Below are 14,403 nucleotides of genomic sequence, written 5' to 3' on the forward strand. Positions count from 1 at the left end.
GTTTCGTGATCCGAACAGCCATATTCCAGGTAATTTGTGCTCTTGCTTTGGCAATGGGGACATCTTCATACGCTCTTGAGTGCCAGTATTGCGAAGGCAAGGATCTCGGCGATTTGATCGAGCTTTCGGTCTCGCGCGACAGTGGTGCGCTCCGGTCGCAGATACGGGGGTGGATTGCGGAAAAGCACCCTGAAACACCAGCCGGATTGGTGGCTCGGGCATGGGTGCTCGATGCCAACGGTGGAGACCTAAGCGAAGTCGAACGCCTATATCAGGAAGGTGTCAAACGCGATCCGAGCCTGGGTCTAGGATTTACGAATCTAGGCTATGCATTGGAGCGACAGGATCGCCGGGAAGAGGCCTTTGATGCCTTCCTACTGGGCGCTGAGGCCTGGCCTCATCATGAGTTCTTTGTGCAGTACGCATATTTCAACCTCAAAAAACGCGAGGGTGAGGCAGCTGCGAATAACTGGCTCGACAGCTTTGAACGCGATGGCCCGGCGCAAGACTGGGTTTATGATTATGTCCGTGGTGTCATCGCAAGGGACAAGGGTGATCGTTCTGGCGCGGATCGGTACTTCACCTTGGCGCTTGATCAAAGCAGCAACTCCAGTGCGTTGAAGGCGTGGCTTGATAACCGACTGCGCGTTCTGAGCGCTCAACGTGCTGATCGCGCGACGCGTCTAGATACCATTCGAGAGGCGATAAGCTGGGCCAATGAGCACCAGAGCGATGCGGCGCTTCGCCATGTGGGTAAAATACTCTGGGAGGATTTCAAACTGCCGCGCGACGCACATCGGGTTTTGAGTGCGGCATATGACATGAACCCATCGCCAGAGGCGGCACAAGATGCGTTCGGCGCGATCGGAAATGACGATTTCGACGCGGGTATTGCCGTGCTAAATCAGGGTTTGCGCGATTTCCCCGACAATTATCTTGTTTTGATGTCTGCAACTTGGGCATGGAGCAATTTTGAGTTCGACCCGCGGAAGGCTGAAGACTACGGCAGCCGCGCTATATCCATGGCGCCCACGCAGAACCAGTTGGATGATGCAATCGATCAATACGCGGATTTTGCCAAAGAGGCCGCGCTCTATGATCGCGTGATTCCGGTGTTTGAAAAGTACCTGCCGACTGTAAATGGCACGGCCTATCGAAACATACTTGGCGACTATATCGACAATCGTGTTCACGCGCGCGATTTTGGCCAGGCCAACCGGCTGCTAGAACGCGCAGAAGATTATGGCGGATTTTCAGAGAACTGGCTCGCTGGGCGCGAGAACCGTATCCGTACCGCACTGCGATTGCAGGGACAACGAGACCGGTTTTTCGCGGAGAATCCATTTCTAAAGGATTGGGAGCAGCGCTTTGGAGACAGTCTGCGGGTGACGATCGAATTTGCCACTGGCAAAGCGGATATCCGTGAGGCTGGCGTGAGACTTCTCAATCAGGCGGCCGATGCGCTAAAGGCGATGGGAGCCGAAAACTATGTGTTCTTGATCGAAGGTCACACCGACATCACCGGTAGCGACAAGGTCAATCTGCCGCTGAGTGATGCGCGTGCCAAATCGGTCGAGCGCTATTTTGTGGAGAGCGCCAATATTGCGCCGGAACGTCTGCAAACCGTCGGCTATGGATCGCGTATCCCACTTGCCACAAATGTTACCGAGAGCGGCAAACAGACCAACCGCCGCGTTGAGATCCGTCCCTATGGCAACATCTCGGAACCACAGATTTCGACATCTGGCTGGCTCGATGCGCGCTCGCTGACACTGAGCCCCGATGGCCGGTATGCGGTGACGGGCAACACACCTGCGCAGGTGTGGGATCTGGAGCGGATGCTGCGGGTCCGTCAACTGCCCATTGGTGGCAGCGCAAGAGCGATTTCGCCGAACGGGCGCTATATCGCGATGAAATCCTCCTTTGTGGGGGTGACCGGTGTAACGGATAATCTGCTCTACATCTACGACATGCGCACAGGGCTAATGCATAGCCAGTTGCCAAACTCGATCGAGATTGATGAGATCTCTTGGTCGCCGTTCTCGGATGCGGTGGCCTATAGTGATCGTACCGGGTACCTGCGGGTCTATGATCTTGCATCGCGCAAGTTTCGCGGCGTGACCAAGATGGGCACCATTCGCGGCTCGGAACAGATCGCCTGGTCTGGCGATGGCGGGCATATCGTGACCAAGACACCACGCACTTCGCATGCAGTGGTGCGGGACGCCAAGTCCTTGAAACCCGTGGGCATGTTGCGCAATACCGGCTGGCTGCATGGGTTCGCAAATACGCCCGATGGTCAATATCTGGTGGGGATGAACAACGACTATGAGTTGATCGTCTGGAACACGTCTGACTGGCGTGAGATTGCGCGCAAGCGGATGCCGGCGATGACGTTCAATCTGATCGCGCACCCCACCGAACCCAAGGTGATGATCGCCGATACGTTCACCAATACCACCCGTCTGGCGCTGGTGGATGTGCCGAGCCTTGAGGTTACAGCGCAGCTTCAGGGCGATCAGGACAAGATCCTCTATGGTGGCTTCACGCCCGATGGCAGCCATTATGTTACCGCGCAGGATGATCAGATCGTCTATCTTGATACGCGTGACCTGAGTGTTGACCAGCGTAAAGATGGGGCCGCACACAAGGGCCGTGGACTCACAATGGTGCCCTCGCAGAACCTGGTCATGTCGCGCGACAGCGCCGGAACCAGCGTTTGGGACATCAAGACGGGCCGCCGAGTCCACCGTATTGAAGGCGAGATCTATCAGACTTGGAAGCCGCTCAATCAGGACGGGTCTGTTCTCTTTGCCTTTGACGAAGACGGGCAGATGCTGAAGTTCGACGCCACCACATTCCGCAGTGAGGTGATCAAGCAGATCGACGGTAAACCCTACAGCATGCGCGAGAACGACACCCATATCGTCGTGGGAACCGTGCCGCAGGGGGATGGGCCGTTTCAGTCGCCACGTGCCAATATCTATGTGATCGAGAAGGCGACGCTGAAGGTCGTGATGCAAAAGAGTTTTGATATCGTGACCGAGCCAGTGCGGTACGAAGGCATCTACGACCCGCGTGTCTTCGTGCGCCTTGCCGACAACGGCATGATCGCGGTCACATCTTCTTGGATGGCAGGGTTCAAACAGGGCATGACAGATGGCCGCGTCGTCACCATCTATGATGCCTTGCGCGACCGCGAAGTGACGAGCTTTCAGGCCGAGGCGCGCTATTTCAAGATGGAATGGGCGGATGGGGGCGACGTTCTCAAATTCCGTGGCAAGGGGCGCTGGTATCTGCACGACCCCGCAAATGGCAAGTATACTGGCCGCGAAACGCCCAGCCCGAATTTTGAGGTCGAGCTGAGCGACGGGCGTACGGTTGAGTGGTTTTGGGATCACGTGGCGCTGGATGGCAAAGAGCTGACCTTCCCGCATAACCTGCGCCACTTGCAGGTCCATTCAGAGCGCAATCTTGCGATTGGTTTGACCACCGGCAATGAGCTTATCTTCATTGATCTCAACCGGATGGAGCAGGCACTGACGATTGCGCCGCGTAAGGACGGCGAGTGGATCGCCTATACGCCTGACGGGCGCTATACCGCGTCCTTGCAGGGGACCGAGGATGTGTACTGGTCGCTGGGCGACAACTATCTGCCTTTCTCCGCGCTGGCAGAGGGCTACGAGCGTCCGGGCCTGATCCGCAATCTTCTGGATGCTATCGCTCGTGGTGAGGCACTGCCGGATGATGGCGCAGACGTGGATGCGGATGTCTTTGAGGCGCCGTATGCGGTAAGTCTGGTGTCCCCTGAGCGCAGCACCACCGAGGATGAAACCTTTGTGGTGCAGCTGGAGGTGCGCAAGGACAGCGCAGATCTGGCCGACCCCGAGATCGAATATACGCTGAACGGTCGCCGTGTGCTGAAATCACGCGGCTTCGAGGAAGAGGCGTTCTTTGACGGGCAGGAGACCGTGGGTTTGAGCCGCAGGTTTGATCTCAATCCAGGACGTAATGTCATCGAGGCCTCGCTGGTGTGGCGCGATGCGCGTATTCAGACCCAGACTTTGGAGATCATCCGCGCAGGCGGCGAGACACCCGATGAACGCCCAGCCGGGCAAACACTGTGGTTCTTTGGCGTTGGGGTCTCTGACTATGAGCGATCCAGCCAGAACCTGAACTTTGCCGACCGCGATGCAACCGAACTGGCAAAACTGATGGAGTCACAGGAAGGCAAGCTGTTCAATCGGGTGGAAACCAAGGTTTTGACTGACGCGGATGCGACCGAGCGAAATGTCCGTATCCAGATGAACGAGTTTCTGGATCAATCCGCTGACGATGACGTGGTGGTGCTCTTCTTGGCCGGGCATGGCGTGGTTGATGAGGAGCAGGAGCTGTACTTCATGACCCACGAAGGCGATTTGGCCAAGCCCTACACGGGCATGAGTGTTGACCGTTTCCGGGACTATCTGGAGAATCGGCCGTTGAACCAGAACGCGCTGATGTTGCTAGATATTTGCCATTCCGGAGCGGGTGGTAACCGGGTGGTGGCCGACGATGCGGTACAAGACCTTACCAAGGGCACCGGGGCGGTTGTGTTTGCCTCTTCCTCTGGCTCGGAGCTGAGCTTTGAGGACGAGAGCTTCGGCGGTGGTCACGGTGCCTTTACGGCGGCGTTGCTAGAGGGCTTGCGCGGTCTGGCGGACAACCGTGTCGGGGATCGCAACGGGTTCAACTCCCTGCAGGAGCTGGTGTTGTTCACATCCTCTCGGGTACCAGAACTCACGGAAGGCCAGCAACGTCCACAAATCCCGGCGCTGTCGCTCAACGTGGACTACCCGCTCAGCATTGCAACAAATTGACCAATCATTATGGCTCTGTTGCGCGACGGCAGAGGGAGGATTTATGTAGTGAAGCCAGTTCTGTAGCTTAGTTGCGGGAGTAGTCACAGATTAGCTCAAGAGCGGACCGGCCTGAAATGAAGCGTTGCAGCAGCGCGGTTCACTGACGATCTGTTTTGATCCTGATATGGTTTGTTCCCGAACGAGAAAATAGATGATCCGGAATAGCCGCATTGGCGAAGGACAGATAATTGACCCCTCATGGAACGTGAGGCTGGCATCCGTGCCAAATGGCTCTGTCGGCAGCATGGCATGGACGACTCTACACTAGACTGGAGAAGTTTCAGGGCGCAGGTCAGCCAAGCGCCGATACCGGACCGAAGCCTCCTTAAGGGGCGCGTTCTGCAATACTGCCCAGCAACGCCCGTTTCAGGATAAGAATGCGGCACCGGTACTGCGTTCAAGCAGGTCCTGGACCAGAGGGTTCGGGAACCGGCGCCGAAGCGTGACGGCGAAAAAGGTTTCCTTGATCAACGGGTGCTCCTTGGCTTCTTTGAGGCGGCCGGAGCTCAGTTCATCTTTCACGACGATCGGCGCGACAAGCGCAAGCCCGACATCCTCTCGTACCATAAGGCGCATCATGGCCATGTCGTCTACTTCCGCGGCAATTTGCGGCCGCACGGACAAACGGCTCGCCATAGCGTCGAACGCGGTGCGCACGCTGCTGTCGGTCGTGGGCAGGATAAAGGGCTGGTCGAGAAGAAGCTCCCTGATCGGGCTATCGGGGTCGATCCGGTCCGGGGTGCCGACGATACTGACGTCCTGCTGTCCAATCTGGTGTGTTTCATATGGGGTCAGGCTGTCGTCTGGTGGCGGGCGGTTCATCAACACCATATCGAGATTGAGTGAGCCCAGTCCTTCCAGCAATTCTGTGGGACTGCCAGAGCGCAGAATGACTTCCACATCCAGGCGTGACAAAATCGGCCTTAGAAAACCGATCTGAAAGTTGCGCGACAAGGTTGCCAGCGCGCCGACGCGCAACGCCTTGCGGTTCTGTACCGGCCCCGTGAGCGTGGCGACCAGTTCTTGCCCCGTTGAGAAAATGGCGTCCGCATGGTCCAGCGCGATCCGCCCGGCTTCGGTCAGATGCAGTTGTCGCCCCCGTCGTTCGAACAGCGCGTGGCCCAGACGGTCTTCCAGTTGCTTGATTTGAACCGACAGGGCGGACTGAGACAGGTTCAAACGCTGTGCCGTGCGCGTCAGGTTCCCCTCATGCGCAACGGCCCAGAAATATCGCAGGTGATGATAGTTCAACGGCATATAGTTCTATTTATTAGAACGATTTATGAAGGACAATGAATTTTTCTTGCCAAGCCTTCTCGCCTAGGCAGGGGCAAAGGTCTTTGACCACGAAAATCAATGGATCCCGATCATGCTCTATCTCTTCGTGCCTCTCTTCAGTCCGCTCCTCCTTCTTTTTGCTGCGCTTCATGCCGCGCGACATCCCGGGAAACGCCCGGGGCGGGTGGCGCAGTTGGCAGAGATGGCGGCGTTCGGCGCCTTTTTGATCGCGGTGCTCGCCGCGACGCTCCTCGTGATGAAAGGCGCGGGCACCTCGGCGCTGATCGGACTTGCTGGCGTTGGCCTGTCCGTGCGGCTCGATGCGGTGAGTGCGGTGATGTTGGTGCTGGTCAGCTTCATCGGCTGGGTCGTGATGCGGTATTCCAGGACCTACATGGATGGCGAGGCCCGCCAAGGGGCGTTCACCGCTTGGATGTCGGTGACACTGGCGGCGGTGCTGCTTCTGGTGATGGCGGGTAACCTCGTGCAACTCTTGGCCGCCTGGACACTGACCAGCCTGTCGCTGAACCGGCTGTTGTTGTTCTACCCAGAGCGGGCAACGGCGCGGCGTGCCGCCCGCAAGAAAGCCCTTGTCGCACGGTCGAGCGAAGGCGCGCTGGCGGGGGCTATCCTCTTGCTGATTACCGCAACCGGAACCACCGACATCCAGACCATTCTCGCGAACGCCCAGACCACCTGGCTGACCACGGGGGCGGCGCTTTTGATCGCTCTCTCGGCCGTTCTGGCATCGGCGCAGTTTCCGATGCATGGCTGGCTGACCGAAGTGATGGAGGCCCCGACACCGGTATCCGCCCTGCTGCATGCGGGCGTGATCAATGCGGGCGGGTTCCTGTTGATCCGCCTTGCGGATGTGATGCTTCTGGCGCCGGGCGTCATGGCGCTGCTGGTCATGCTGGGCGGCTTTACGGCGTTGTTCGGTGGTCTGGTGATGCTCACACAGCCCGCGGTCAAGACGTCGCTGGCATGGTCTACCATCGCGCAAATGGCCTTTATGATCATGCAATGCGGACTGGCGCTGTTCCCACTGGCGTTGCTGCACATCGTGGCACACTCGCTCTACAAGGCCCATGCGTTCCTCAGCTCGGGTGAGGCGGTGCGCAATGTCGCCGCGATCAGCCGTCCCGGTCCGATCGCCGTGCCCAGTGCGCGCAACGTCCTGCAGTCCTTTGCGAGTGCCATCGTGATCTACGGTCTTGTCGGTGCCGTGCTCGGGTTTGACGAAAAGTCGGTTCAGGCCATCGCCCTGGGCGTGATCCTGATCTTCGGCGTCGCCTACCTGCTGGCGCAGGGCTTTGCCGATGCGGCGCCCCTCGCGTTGATGCGACGCACCGTGATCTATGCGCTGGTCACATCGGTCAGCTATTTCGCGCTGCAGGTCGTTGCCCTGTATCTGACCGCAGGCAGTCTGCCCCCAACCCCTGAGCCGGGTCCTCTGGAATGGGCGCTGATCCTTCTGGCGCTTGGGAGCTTTGGCCTTGTCGCGGTGGCCCAGGCGACCTTCCCGCTGTGGGCTTCGCACCCCGCAGCAGCCGGATTGCGCGTTCATTTGACCAACGGTCTCTATGCCAATGCGATCTGCGACAAGCTCTTGGACGGTTGGTCCAAGCGGTCCGAAGCCTGAAAAGGAACACTCCTGATGCATACAAAACTCGAGTCCTATCCCGCCGCCCTGCTTGAGCTTGTCTTCGAGGCCAACACAGCCGCCAAGGCGATCCCACCGCTGTTCCCGCTGTCCTCAAACGTTGCGGTGAACCCGTTCCTTGGCCAGGCAGGCGAGACTCTGGCCGCCACCGCTGCGCGTTTGGCGCGGGTGGGCGGTGCCCGGATTACACCGTCACGCGCCCATTGGGCCGACAAGCTACGGGCAGGTGAAATCACCGATACGGATCTGCTGGACGCAGTGTCTGCGGTCAAAGGGGATGGCGATACGCTGAGCCTGCAAGACGTGAAGACTGCCCTGGAGAATGATACAGCCGACCCCAAGGCCCTGCCCACCGTGGCCGAATTGGCGGCGGATGTTTCGGGCGTAGACTGGCCGGGGCTGATCGAAGATCGCATTGGCGTATGGGCCGCCAGCCATTTTGATCAGGGGCAAGCTCTTTGGCAGCAGTCCAGTACCGGCGGGCCCTTCAGCGCCTGGCGCGAATTTGCTTCGCGCGATCTGACCCCCGAGATCCAGGGGCTGACAGGGTTTTGTGCCTTTGTCGCTGGAACGAACCGCTCGCATTGGCGCGCCATAGGCCGCGCTTCGGATCAGCTTGGCGTGACCACCGATGCCGCGACGACCGCCTTCCATCGCTGGCTGATGACGCTGGGCGGATGGGCGCAATATGGCCGCTACCTGCTGTGGCAGGCAGAGCTGGAGGGGGCTCAGGAAAGCACCGTCACGGAGCTTCTGGCGATCCGTATGGTGTTCGACGAAGCATTGTTTCACCTCTACGAAGACCAGATCGCAGCGCGTTGGGCGGAGGTTGTCGCCGCCCATCAGACCCCTGTCAGCCCGTCGCGGGATCTCGTTATCGACGCGGTACTTCAGGAAGCGGCGGAACGGGCACAGCAGCGTATCCTGTCCGACAGGCTGCTGCCGGGGAAACCGCACAGGGCCGAAGGGCGCCCGGACGTGCAAGCGGCCTTCTGTATCGACGTCAGGTCCGAAGTCTTCCGTCGCGCGCTGGAAGCGCAGGACAAGAACATCGAGACCATCGGCTTTGCCGGGTTTTTCGGGCTGGCCAGCGCGCACAAGATTGCCGGCTCGGATGTGACCGAACGGCGCGGCCCGGTGCTGTTGCAACCTGGCGTGACATCTCAGGCGGCGGAGCCCACGCAGTCCGATCTTGAACGGCGCTACACCGCACGGGCCAAGCGGGCCTGGGGCCGGTTCAAGCTGGCCGCTGTGTCGTCTTTCGCCTTTGTGGAAGCGACGGGGCCGCTCTATGCCGGGAAGCTGGTTCGGGATGCGCTGGGCCTTGGCGGCAAGGCCACGGTAGAACCTGCACCCGAGTTGGATCCGGCCATCAGCCTGGACGCCCGTATCGGGATTGCGAAGTCAGTGCTGAGGGCTATGTCGCTGACCGATAATTTTGCGCGGATTGTCTTGCTTGCCGGTCACGGCGCCGATGTAACCAACAATCCGCATGAAAGCGCATTGCACTGTGGCGCCTGTGGTGGACACGCGGGGGATGTGAATGCCCGGCTTCTGGCGCGGCTGTTGAATGATCACGACGTAAAGCTTGGACTACGGGACGCCGGGATCGAGATCCCTGTCGATACGGTGTTCCTGCCCGCCATGCACCACACAACGACTGACGAGGTCACCCTCTATGAGGGGGATGTGCCGCAGGGTGTCGCGACCGGCGGGTTCAGACAGCTGAAGGAATGGTTGGCCGCCGCCGGGAGCCTCGCCCGTGCCGAGCGTGGGCAACGTCTGCCACGCGCAACGGGCGCCGCGAGCGTCCCACAGCGGGCGCGGGACTGGGCCGAAACACGCCCCGAATGGGGGCTGGCTGGATGCCGGGCCTTCATCGCAGCGCCGCGCCATCGCACCGACGGGGCGGATTTGGCAGGGCAGGCCTTCCTGCATAACTACGACTGGCGTCGCGATGACGGGTTCGGCGTGCTTGAACTGATTATGACCGCCCCTGTGGTGGTCGCCAGCTGGATCAGCTTGCAGTATTACGGCTCAACCGTGGCGCCGTCCCTGTTTGGTGGTGGCAACAAGCTGCTGCATAATGTGGTGGGAGGTATCGGCGTTCTGGAAGGCAACAATGGTGCCCCGCGCCCGGGTTTGCCATGGCAATCCGTTCACGATGGGAACAGCTTCCAGCACGACCCGTTGCGCTTGTCGGTGATCATCGAAGCGCCGCGCGAGGCGATGACCGATATTCTCGCGCGCCATCCCGGCGTGTGCGAGCTGTTCGATAACGGGTGGCTGCATTTGATCGCCATGGATGACGAAGGCAAACTGGCCTGGCGCTACTGCGGGGACTTGAAATGGACGCCCTTCAGCGCTCCATCTGATGCCGAGCGTGCAATAGCCGCGGAATAGGTCGCCTTTCGCGGCAGTGCGGATAGTCTGGCACTCGTCCGCAGCCACAACACGCGGCCTCCGTTGGGAAACGGGGGCCGCGGTCTTGTTTGTGCGGTCAGGTCTGCGCTGCGATAACGGTGGCGACAGGTGTCTTTGTCAGCCCGCCGCCCATCGCCGCGCTGCGCTGATCAGAGATTAGCACCAGACACTCTCAGCGTTGCCAGTCTGCGACCTTGGCCGTGTTGGCTTCGATCCACGACTGGACCGCCTTGTCGATCCCTTGCTCTCGCGCGTTGACCATTATCTCTTCGATATCGGTGATTTCCAGTGCGATCCTGCCGATCATGTCCGCGATATCAGGGGCGCGCTCGGGGAACCCGGTGTTTGCGCGTGCGTGAATCGTCGAGGCCCCGGAGTAGAGCCCTTTGGGATCGTCAAGATAGCGCATTCCATAGAGAGCGAACTTCATATGTGGACGCCAGGCGGTGACAACGACGGGCGCGTCGCGCCGCTGCGCCAGCGCGATTTCGCGGACCATCTTCGGCCCTGTGCCTTCTTCAAGCGTGTAGTTCGTCAGCCCGTATTGCTGGATCGCGTCACGCGTGGTGGCCATCAACCCGGCGCCGGGATCAATGCCCACGATGCGCCCGCCAAGGGCCTCCTGCACCTCGGGGCGGCGCAGATCCTCGATCGAGGAGATCAGGTCGGCGGGTACCCATTCGGGCACCGCAAGACCGATGGTGCCCTCGTAAAGCGGGCCGAGGTCCACGAGCGTGTCGCCGTAGCGGCGCAAATAGGCGGCGTGCAATCCGGGTTCCCAAGACATCAGCATGACGTCAATCTCGCCGCGCGAGAGGGTGCGGAACTGGGCCTCGATGTCGGCCAGCGTCAGCTCGACATCACGGTCCATCATGTCGTGCAGCACGCGGGCAACAAGCTTGGTCACCACTTCGGCGTCAGACCAGGGCGTCCACCCGATGACGACATCCGGGCGGCCCAGCGATTGCGCCGCGAGAGGTGTTGCGGAGAGGCTGGCAAGGGCAGCCAGCATGCTCCGGCGCGAGAGGGATGTGCGGATCATGGTTCCAGTTCCTCGAAATTGATGTCCGCCGGATCGAAATCGCTGGCCTCGCCACTGGTCGCGTCAAGTCCAGCGCGCAGGTCGTCCGGGGAATTTGCGTCGGTATAAAAGACGCGGGTGGGATCTTTCAGGCTATGTCCGCCCTCGATGCAAAAGCCGATGGTGTGAATCTCGATCATGTTGGCGGGATTGTCGAAGACGGCACCGACAACCGGGGCAGGGCTTTCGCCGCTGGAGGCCTGCCCATCGGTGATGACGATCAGGCGGTAGGCGCCGGTTCCACCTTGTCGAACGGCCTGGTTCTCCAGCTCCTCGCGGGCGATCTGCATCGCGCTGAGCAGCGGCGTGCCGCCGTCAGCGCCCAGGGATTTGATCCGGTCAACAACCTGGCGGGCGTGTTCCTCCCCGCGCCCGAGCGAAAAGTCGAGTTGGGTGCCTTCGGCGCTGAAACTCACCAGGCCGACGTTGTCGCCGGGATTGGCGGCGATCCAGCTCAGCAATGCCGCCTTGGCGGCATCGGCGCGGCTGAAGTAATCTCCGGCGCAGTCCTTACTTGCCATCGAGCCGGACATGTCCAGCACAATCATATTGTTCTGCGCAAAGGGATCGGTGGCCGTGCCGGGCGTGATGTCGCCGTCACGCGTTCCGTTCGCGGGCCATACGGCGTTGCCGAGCGCGGCAACTGAAATGGGTGCCACATCTGCGGGTGCCTCTTCCTCTTCGAAACAGGCAGACAGCACAAGACAGGCGGCAAGGCTGATCGATATGCGGATCAGGTTTCTGGAGTGTAAGGTCATGGCTGCCTCACCACTCGTTCAGCGGGGTAAAGACCTCCGCCTCGGATTCCATGCCAATCACCCGGAACACGACCCGGCGAGAGTTCTGCCATTCTTCCTCGGTCTTGGGCGGACAGGGCAGATCGTTGCAGAACCCGCCGAGTGGATCTTCGATGCCGCGGCCGTTGATTGTGATTTGGCTGTTGTCGATGTCATAGCCCAGCGTCGCGGCGGTCTCGACCAGCGCATCGCGCACTGCGAGCGCGCGCGCCGTGGACGTGTTGCGCAACGAGGCCAGCTCGCGCTTTTGCCGGGTCGGCGGCCAGTCCTGTTTCAGCACCCCCTTGAGGTAGCCAAGGTAGGAGGAATGCGCTTCGATGCTCAGAATGGCACCGGCGTAGATCTGCGATTTATCGAGGGCTTCCTCGAAAGCGGTGCGATAGTCCTCGATGGGGAATTGAGCCTGGTTGGGCTCGAACAGGATCGTGACGGCAGCGATGGTGGATTCCGCGATGTCATCATTGCTCATGGCCTTGATCGCGGCGGTGGCGGCATCCTGGTCGAAACCAGAGGCCTTGACGCGGCGTTTATCCCAGATGTTGTCGCCAAGGGTCGCGTAATCCAGCGGCGGATCAGTCAACGCGACCGCGCTGGGAATGAGGCCAGCCTTGACCATGGCGGTCTGGCCGGAGTTGACCACCGACCGGAACGAACGCGGCGCAGAGGCTGTGGACCAGTCGACCTGACCGTTCAGGCCGACGGTTTCGACACCGCGCCAAAGGGTCTGCATCTCGTCCTCAAGGGCGGCGTCGCCCAGCACCATTTCCGCGGCGCGTTGAAAATCGACCACTTGTTTTTTTGCGTCCTCGCGGAACAGTTCTTCGGCCTTCAGAAGGGCCCGAACGGTGGCCCGGACCTTGTCACTGTTCTGTTCAAGATAATCGGCGCGTACGACCAGCAAATCGCCGATCACCCGGTTGGCCGAGGTGGTTGTGACCAATTGTTGTGCCCCGGCGACGGAGCCTTCGGCCCCGGTGCCGACGCCGCCAGCGGTCAGTACTTCGGCGCGCGGCGTTGACATGATGGCAAAGGGCAACCCTGCGTCCTGCGCAAAGCTCTCGGCGGGGGTATCGACCAACCGGATGTCGGGCATGGTCTCCGCATCCAGTGCCAGTTGCAGCGCAAAATCCAGACGGGCGGGCGTCGTCGCCACGGCGCGTCCGGACAGATCGCTCAGCGCGTCAAAATCGCGCGCGACCAGCGCGTCTGCGCCGTTCGACCAGCCGTAGAAGAACACCGGCACCATGCGCGTCTTGTCCTGCGCCTCGGTTTGTTCGGCCAGAAGCGTCATCTGCGCATGGGTGACACGCATATACGGCGTCTCGCAGCCGAGGTAGGCGGGCAGCTGCGCGTCATAATTATCGAAGCGGCGAGTCTCGATCGTGAAGTCGACGCCATCGCGGGTGGTGGAGTGGCGTTGAAAAATGCTGGGCCCAAGCAGATCGTCCGTGGCATGTGCGGTGATCGCGTCATGCCCGGCCGGAACCATGGGCAGGATGCTGGCACTGTCTGCGCGGCAATCGCGCACCGCCAGATCCTGTGCAACCGCTGCTGTCGCCAGAAGCGACGCCAAGGCCGGAACAATGAATAAAATAGGTCTCATAAAAGCGTCCTTTAAGTCGCGTCAGCGTGAATGTGTCAGTGTGCTTTCCAGCACCTGTAGGGAGACTTCCGCCTCCTCTGCCGAGGTCTGGATAATGGACTTCTGTGCGCGCAGAGCTGCGTCCGATGCATCCTGCAGGGCGGCAATCAGGCGCGCGCGGGTATCAGCGGAGTCCACCAGCCCATCTCCCCTGTCTGCGAAGGCACAATAGTCGATGAAGGCGGATTCGACACGGGGCAGGGTGCGGCGCAGCAGGGTATCGGCGCGGCGGGCGGTCTCCACCGAGGAAAGCATATCGGCAAAAAGCGCCTCGAACCGCGCTTCGCAGTCGCTCAAAGCGGTCTTCAGGGCTTCGCGGCGTCGGGCCCCTGCCACCTGCATGCGTGCGAACCGTGCCTGTGCCTCCTGCACGGACTGCGCGGCGCGCAGTGCGCTGTAGTCATTGTCCACTCCGGCGTCCGCCAACATGTTCTCGGCCTGCGATTCTGGGCGCAGGATCTGCTCTACGGCCCAGTTCACCACGGCGAAGGTCAGCCAGCCCGCCGCGATTGCGCAGGCGGCTTCGGCCTCTCGTGGCCAGCTGGCGAGGTTAAACTGCAGATAGATGGAGAGGGCCGTCAGTGCGCCCAAGATGCCCGGAATGATATGGAGTGCCG

Annotated in this window: 8 protein-coding genes; 3 read left to right on the plus strand and 5 right to left on the minus strand. The window is 60.6% G+C overall.

Annotated elements, in window-relative coordinates:
- Positions 1-113: 113 nt before the first annotated feature.
- Positions 114-4,859: an OmpA family protein gene (locus tag R0J92_RS17050; RefSeq protein WP_411052499.1), complete on the plus strand. Its 4,746-nt coding sequence runs from the start codon at positions 114-116 to the stop codon at positions 4,857-4,859.
- A 408-nt stretch (positions 4,860-5,267) separates the two neighbouring features.
- Here R0J92_RS17050 and R0J92_RS17055 read toward each other — a convergent pair whose 3' ends face one another.
- On the minus strand, positions 5,268-6,158 hold the full coding sequence (locus tag R0J92_RS17055) for a LysR family transcriptional regulator (protein ID WP_106165314.1): 891 nt from the start codon (positions 6,156-6,158) through the stop codon (positions 5,268-5,270).
- Positions 6,159-6,270: 112 nt separating this feature from the next.
- Here R0J92_RS17055 and R0J92_RS17060 point away from each other — a divergent pair, with 112 nt between their 5' ends.
- Both R0J92_RS17060 and R0J92_RS17065 read left to right on the plus strand, forming a co-directional pair.
- Positions 6,271-7,821, plus strand: a complete 1,551-nt coding sequence (locus R0J92_RS17060) for a proton-conducting transporter membrane subunit (protein ID WP_411052500.1) — start codon at positions 6,271-6,273, stop codon at positions 7,819-7,821.
- A gap of 15 nt (positions 7,822-7,836) precedes the next feature.
- Positions 7,837-10,245: a YbcC family protein gene (locus R0J92_RS17065; protein ID WP_411052501.1), complete on the plus strand. Its 2,409-nt coding sequence runs from the start codon at positions 7,837-7,839 to the stop codon at positions 10,243-10,245.
- A gap of 193 nt (positions 10,246-10,438) precedes the next feature.
- Here R0J92_RS17065 and R0J92_RS17070 read toward each other — a convergent pair whose 3' ends face one another.
- The 4 genes from R0J92_RS17070 to R0J92_RS17085 are packed head-to-tail and all read right to left on the minus strand — an operon-like array spanning position 10,439 to position 14,377.
- Positions 10,439-11,308 carry a glycine betaine ABC transporter substrate-binding protein gene (locus R0J92_RS17070; protein WP_106165317.1) on the minus strand — a complete coding sequence of 290 codons (870 nt, stop codon included), beginning with the start codon at positions 11,306-11,308 and terminating at the stop codon, positions 10,439-10,441.
- Complete coding sequence (locus R0J92_RS17075; RefSeq protein WP_411052502.1) at positions 11,305-12,105, minus strand: vWA domain-containing protein; 801 nt, start codon at positions 12,103-12,105, stop codon at positions 11,305-11,307. The genes R0J92_RS17070 and R0J92_RS17075 overlap by 4 nt, the downstream gene beginning before the upstream one ends.
- 7 nt (positions 12,106-12,112) lie before the next feature.
- Positions 12,113-13,747: a hypothetical protein gene (locus R0J92_RS17080; protein WP_411052503.1), complete on the minus strand. Its 1,635-nt coding sequence runs from the start codon at positions 13,745-13,747 to the stop codon at positions 12,113-12,115.
- A 21-nt stretch (positions 13,748-13,768) separates the two neighbouring features.
- Positions 13,769-14,377 (minus strand): hypothetical protein, encoded by a 609-nt coding sequence (locus R0J92_RS17085; RefSeq protein ID WP_411052504.1) that lies wholly within the window; start codon positions 14,375-14,377, stop codon positions 13,769-13,771.
- Between the last annotated feature and the right edge of the window lie 26 nt (positions 14,378-14,403).

Origin of the sequence: Tritonibacter sp. SIMBA_163 (genome assembly GCF_046535935.1) — a bacterium.
Classification (GTDB): Bacteria; Pseudomonadota; Alphaproteobacteria; order Rhodobacterales; family Rhodobacteraceae; genus Epibacterium; species Epibacterium scottomollicae.

Coding starts and splice junctions, on each gene's coding strand:
- R0J92_RS17055 (WP_106165314.1), bottom strand. CDS start 6,158: ATGCCGTTGAACTATCATCACCTGCGATATTTCTGGGCCGTTGCGCAT.
- R0J92_RS17060 (WP_411052500.1), top strand. CDS start 6,271: ATGCTCTATCTCTTCGTGCCTCTCTTCAGTCCGCTCCTCCTTCTTTTT.
- R0J92_RS17065 (WP_411052501.1), top strand. CDS start 7,837: ATGCATACAAAACTCGAGTCCTATCCCGCCGCCCTGCTTGAGCTTGTC.
- R0J92_RS17070 (WP_106165317.1), bottom strand. CDS start 11,308: ATGATCCGCACATCCCTCTCGCGCCGGAGCATGCTGGCTGCCCTTGCC.
- R0J92_RS17075 (WP_411052502.1), bottom strand. CDS start 12,105: ATGACCTTACACTCCAGAAACCTGATCCGCATATCGATCAGCCTTGCC.
- R0J92_RS17080 (WP_411052503.1), bottom strand. CDS start 13,747: ATGAGACCTATTTTATTCATTGTTCCGGCCTTGGCGTCGCTTCTGGCG.